The sequence below is a fragment of the Halanaerobiales bacterium genome, assembly GCA_035270125.1.
GTDB lineage: Bacteria > Bacillota > Halanaerobiia > Halanaerobiales > DATFIM01 > DATFIM01.
This window is the reverse complement of sequence record DATFIM010000040.1, coordinates 1-5,495: the sequence shown is the minus strand read 5'-3', so window position 1 is coordinate 5,495 and position 5,495 is coordinate 1. Positions and strand designations below refer to the sequence as shown.

The following is a 5,495-nucleotide window of genomic DNA, read 5'->3' as shown; positions in this document are numbered from 1 at the left end:
CAATATTTATATCATCAACTATTCTATCTCCATATTTATCTCGCAGTTCTTCTTCTGTTGAAGCTCTGTGAAAGCCAGTTGCAACTAAAATTGTAATTTCTGCTTCACTATTTACACTCTCTATTTCATCAATTAAAATCGGCATAGTAATATGGCTGGGCACCGGTCTGGTATGATCACTGGATATAATAACTATCTTATCTTTTCCTTTAGCCAATTCTTTGAGTTTTGAACTGGCAATTGGATTGGCCATAGCCTCTTTTACTATTTCACTCTCACTTTTATTGGTCTCATATTCATGAGCACTAGAAAACAATGTTCCATTTAATCTATCAGCTGGAAGTTCTAAATTCAATTTTTCTCTTCCATAAGGAAATTGTAATTCAGGCATTTTATTACCCCTTTCTTATTACTCATCTTCCATGTCAAAGATTTTACCTGGATTCATAATATTATTAGGATCAAAAGCCTTTTTGATACCGCGCATAAGCTGGAGTTCAGTTGGATCCATCATCATATCCATATATTTTTTACGCTTGGATCCAATACCATGTTCACCACTTAAAGTACCACCCAGCTCTTTAGTTGCTTCATATAAATCAACTAAAGCTTCTTCTTCAATCTCTGCCCATTTTTCCATAGAATGATCGGGATTTTTAACTAAAGTAGCATGTAAATTCCCATCACCTGCATGACCATAACAGGGAATTTGTATATCATATTTTTCTGATATTTCATCTAAATAAGGCATTAATTTTGGTATATTAGCAGTTGGAACAACAATATCCTCTAAACTCTGATGAGGACTAACAACCTTAAAAGCCTCTGCAATATTACGACGTACACTCCAAATTCTTTCCCTGGTTGTATGATTATCTGCTACATAAACTTCAATTGCATCATTATCAAGACAAAGCTCTCCGATAGTTTCACTATCTGCATTAACAACATCTTCTTTATTACCATCAACTTCTATTAAGAGCATCGCTCCTGCTTCCTGATACGGTAAATGTTCATTTAGATATTCACAGGAAGTTTTAACAGAAAGTTTGTCCATAAATTCAATACTGGTTGGAATAATTCTTCCTTCAGTCATAATTTTTGGAACAGTAGATATAGCAGTTTCTTCATCCTCAAACAATGCTAATAATCCAACTCTTTGAGTAGGTTTAGGTAATAGTTTGATAGTTGCTTTAGTTACTATTCCTAAAGTTCCCTCTGATCCAACAATCAATTGTTTTAGATCATAGCCAGTTACATCTTTAACTCTTTTTCCTCCAAGTTGAACTATTTCTCCAGTTGGAGTAACAATTTCAAGTCCCATTACATAACGACCGGTAACACCATATTTTACAGCTTTACCTCCACCAGCATTTTCGGCAATATTACCACCTAAATAACAGGTTTCTACACTCATTGGATACCCTGCAAAAAAGAGGCCACTGTCTTCTAGCATTTCATTTACACTATTGGTAATTACCCCTGGTTCTAAGACCATCATCAAATTATCATAATCTATTTCTACAACTTCATCCATATTTTCTATAGAAATTACAATTCCACCATGGTCAGGAATAGCTCCTCCAGAAAGACCACTTCTAGCTCCAGATGGTGTAACCGGAATTAATTCTCTATTAGCCAGCTTCATGATTTTAGAAATCTCTTCTGCACTATTAGGTGTTAAAACTACTTCTGGCATATGACCATATTCTTCAGCTGGAGTTTCATCATGAGAATAAGCTTCTATTTTTTCTTCTTCTGTCAAAACATTTTTTTCACCGACAATTTCTCTTAATTCAGCCAAAATATCTTCTGTGACCGGATTATATTTCATTATTTTACCTCCTCAGCCAATTGCTTGTTCAATTCAGGAACAATTTCAAATAAGTCCCCTACGATTCCAAAGTCTGATACTTTGAATATATCAGCATCAGGATCTTCATTAATTGCAATAATATTTTCCGAAGTTTTCATACCAGCTAAATGTTGAATAGCTCCTGAGATACCAACTGCAAAATAGAGTTTTGGTGTAACTGTTTTACCACTTAACCCTACCTGATAGGGATAAGAAATCCAGTCTCTATCTACTGCATCACGGGAAGCACCAACTGCTCCATCAAAATAACCGGCAAGTTCTCTAATCATAGCAAAGTTTTCACCTTTTTTAAGTCCTTTTCCACCTGCAGCTATAACATCAGCATCCTGAATATTAACTGCATCTTCTTCATTTTTACGGAATCCAATTTTTTTCACTCTTCCATCTAATAAAGAACTGTCAAATTTAAGATGGACTATTTCACCTGTACGATTCTCATCTTTTTCTGCAGGTTTTGTTGAATGAGGCCTTACTGTTGCCATCTGTGGCCTATGATTAGGAGTTTTAATAGTAGCCAGGATATTACCCCCGATTGCAGGTCTTGTCTGAAGTAAATTACCTGTATCTTCTTCAATATCTAAGTCAGTACAGTCAGCTGTTAAACCAGCATCAGTTTTTATAGCTATATAAGGCATTACTGTTCTTCCCATTGAAGTAGCAGCTGCCAGAATTATTTCAGGTTTATATTCTTCTATTAAATCTTCAATTACATTACTGTAATTCTCTACAATAAAATCTTTTAGAGCAGGAGAATTCATTAATAATACTTTATCTGCACCTCTTTTAATCAACTCTTCTGCCTTTTCTTCAGTAATTTTATCTCCAATTACCAATGATACTAATTCTTCATCTAATTTATCTGCAAGTTTGCGTCCTCTACTTAATAATTCAAAGGAAACTTCTTTTATTTCACCATTTCTTGCTTCTCCAAGTGTCCATACTCCATTATATTCCATTTATATAACCTCCTATACTAATTCTTCTGATTTTAAATAGTCAATAAGTTGAGAGACTGCCTCTTCTATATTTCCATCCTCTCTTACATCTACAACTGTTCCACCACGTGTAACTTTTGGATGATCAATATTAACAACTCGAGTTGGAGAACCCTGTAGTCCTAAATAATCTTCATCCATATCAAGATTTTCTAAATTCCACTGTGGTATATCAACCTTCCTTGAGCGCTGTTTTCCTCTTAAAGTAGGTAAACGTGGAAATGAAATTTCCTTAACAACTGTCAATAAAGCAGGCAGTGGTAACTCCAGCTTTTCATAACCTTCTTCTACCATTCTTTCAACTACAATCGAACTGGTTTCAGTAGTAGTATAGTCCACTTCTTCATCTTCAATTAAATTTACATCAACTATTTCTGAAGTATAAGTAGAAAGTGTAAGATCAAGCCATGATGCAATACCTGGACCGACCTGTCCAGTATCACCATCTGTAGCTCTTTCACCTGCTAATATCAAATCATAATCCATTTCTTCAATTGCAGTAGAAATGGCATAAGAAGTTGCCCAGGTGTCAGAACCGGCAAATTCTCTTCCAGATAATAATACACCATCATCACACCCCATTGCTATTGCTTCTCTTAAGGCTTTTTCTGCTGAAGGAGGACCCATTGTAATAACTGTGATTTTACCTCCATATTTTTCTTTTAACTGAATTCCACTCTCTATTGCATAAAGATCAAGGGGATTTATAATACTTTCTACACCCTCACGTTTCATTGTACCTGTTTCTTCGTCCATCTTAACATTACTTGTTTCTGGAACCTGTTTAATTGGTATAACTATATTCAATTTCTTTACCTCCTTATATTAATCATTCTAATAAGCCAATACAACTTAAACATATTAAAGGGCCAGACCACTAAAGCATTTCTTCAACAATTTCCATTCAAATTGATATTTTTGTTAAAAAATCATAGGTGTAAAGAAAGCTACTGTAATCCAGGCTAATATTCCTGCGATTATACCATAAAGTAATGCAATAGGTAAGTTCTTTCTAATTACAAGTCCTTCTTTACCAACTAACCCAACAGTAGTTAAAGCAGCAACAACATTATGAATACAAATCATATTACCAGCAGCTCCTCCTAATGCCTGTAATGCTAGAGTAGGTGTTACCGGCATTCCAGAAGCAACAGCTGTTCCATATTGAAAAGGTCCAAACATAATATCAGAAGTAGTATTACTACCAGAAATAAATGCTCCAAGTATACCTACAAGTGGAGCTACAAGATACCAAATTCCTCCTACTGTTTTTGCAGCAAATTTAGCCATTACTATTAACATTGAATCCTGACCTGTCGCTCCTCCTGAATTCATCATAATATATACCATTGACAGGGCAAAAAATAAAGCTATAGCAGCAGGTTTTATCATTGAAAAAGTTTCCTTCCAGGCCTCTTTTGCTTCTCCTTTTTTCATACCATGCATGTAAGGAATTAAAATAGCTACAAAGATAAATGGAAATACCCCTGGATTATAAAAAGGTGTTATCATTTTTCCAATATCTGTTCCTAAAATATTTGTCATTCCTATTGACCATGACTTTAAAATAGGAGTTAAATTAAAGACTTCTAAACGACCAATGAGTAAAATAATACCAATAAGTGCATATGGTAACCAGGCTTTAAAGGTTGTTATCTTAGCCTTATTAGCATCTACATCTTCTTCACCAGCTTTAACTTTTCCTTCCCAGTCATCTTCCCATTCTTCATGAGGTGGAAAATCCCATTTTTCCTCTGGAACTAAAATCCCCTTTGAAACTATAAAAAGAAAAATAGGTAAACCAATTAAAGAACCTAATAAAGCAGGAAGTTCTGGACCTACAAAATATGCTATAAGGAATTCTGGCACAGTAAAAACTAATCCACCTAAAAGTGCTAAAGGCCAGACTTCTAAACCTTTTTTATAAGTACCATCTACTATTTTTGTCATTAATGCCACTATAACCAGCGGTATAAATGATCCAACAAGCAGATGAAGCAAACCAGTAAAAGCACCTATATTATCTAAAAATTGAGCAAAAGTTAATAAAGCTCCATTATGTTCAAGGGGAAACTCTATTAAATTTTCTATAGCAGCAAATCCACCCCAGATAGGAACACCAACCGCTCCAAAACTTACAGCAGCACTGTCAGCTATCAAGGCTGAAGTAGCAGCAATAAGGGGTGGAAAACCCATTCCAACAAGCAAAGGGGCTCCAACAGCTGCTGGAGTACCAAAGCCAGCTGCTCCTTCAAAGAAAGAACCTAAAAGCCAGGCTATAATAATTACCTGTACTCTTCTATCTACAGAAACTGATGTCATAGAGTGAGAAATCCCATGTACTCCTCCACTTTTTTTCATAAGTTGTAAAATAAGTAAAGCACCAAAAACTATTAATAAAATATCAAAAGCATTTATTACTCCTCCAATTGTTGCTGCTGTTAACCAATTTGCTGGCATATTCCAACCAATTGCAGCAATAATTAATGCAGAACCCCAGCCAAAAGGCATTGCCTTACTTGCTGGCCACATATAACCGATCATCAAAACTCCAACTATAATAATAGGTAAAGCAGCTACTAATGCTAACATTTATTTATCCTCCTCTTCTCTTAACTCATTTT

General features: G+C 35.1%; 5 protein-coding genes. All 5 read right to left on the bottom strand.

The features are described from left to right. On the bottom strand, nucleotides 1-391 hold a 391-nt coding region (locus VJ881_02135), incomplete at its 3' end, for a lactate racemase domain-containing protein (protein ID HKL74840.1). 18 nt (nucleotides 392-409) lie between these two features. Continuing rightward, nucleotides 410-1,834, bottom strand: a complete 1,425-nt coding sequence (locus VJ881_02130; protein ID HKL74839.1) for an FAD-linked oxidase C-terminal domain-containing protein — start codon at nucleotides 1,832-1,834, stop codon at nucleotides 410-412. Next, complete coding sequence (locus tag VJ881_02125; protein ID HKL74838.1) at nucleotides 1,834-2,832, bottom strand: electron transfer flavoprotein subunit alpha/FixB family protein; 999 nt, start codon at nucleotides 2,830-2,832, stop codon at nucleotides 1,834-1,836. Before VJ881_02125 ends, VJ881_02130 begins: the two co-directional genes overlap by 1 nt. A gap of 12 nt (nucleotides 2,833-2,844) precedes the next feature. Next, nucleotides 2,845-3,678, bottom strand: coding sequence for an electron transfer flavoprotein subunit beta/FixA family protein (locus VJ881_02120; protein HKL74837.1), 834 nt, complete (start codon nucleotides 3,676-3,678; stop codon nucleotides 2,845-2,847). Between the two features lie 114 nt (nucleotides 3,679-3,792). Continuing rightward, a complete protein-coding gene (locus VJ881_02115) occupies nucleotides 3,793-5,463 on the bottom strand; it encodes an L-lactate permease (GenBank protein HKL74836.1) in 1,671 nt (556 codons plus the stop codon). Between the last annotated feature and the right edge of the window lie 32 nt (nucleotides 5,464-5,495).

Coding starts and splice junctions, on each gene's coding strand:
- VJ881_02130 (HKL74839.1), bottom strand. CDS start 1,834: ATGAAATATAATCCGGTCACAGAAGATATTTTGGCTGAATTAAGAGAA.
- VJ881_02125 (HKL74838.1), bottom strand. CDS start 2,832: ATGGAATATAATGGAGTATGGACACTTGGAGAAGCAAGAAATGGTGAA.
- VJ881_02115 (HKL74836.1), bottom strand. CDS start 5,463: ATGTTAGCATTAGTAGCTGCTTTACCTATTATTATAGTTGGAGTTTTG.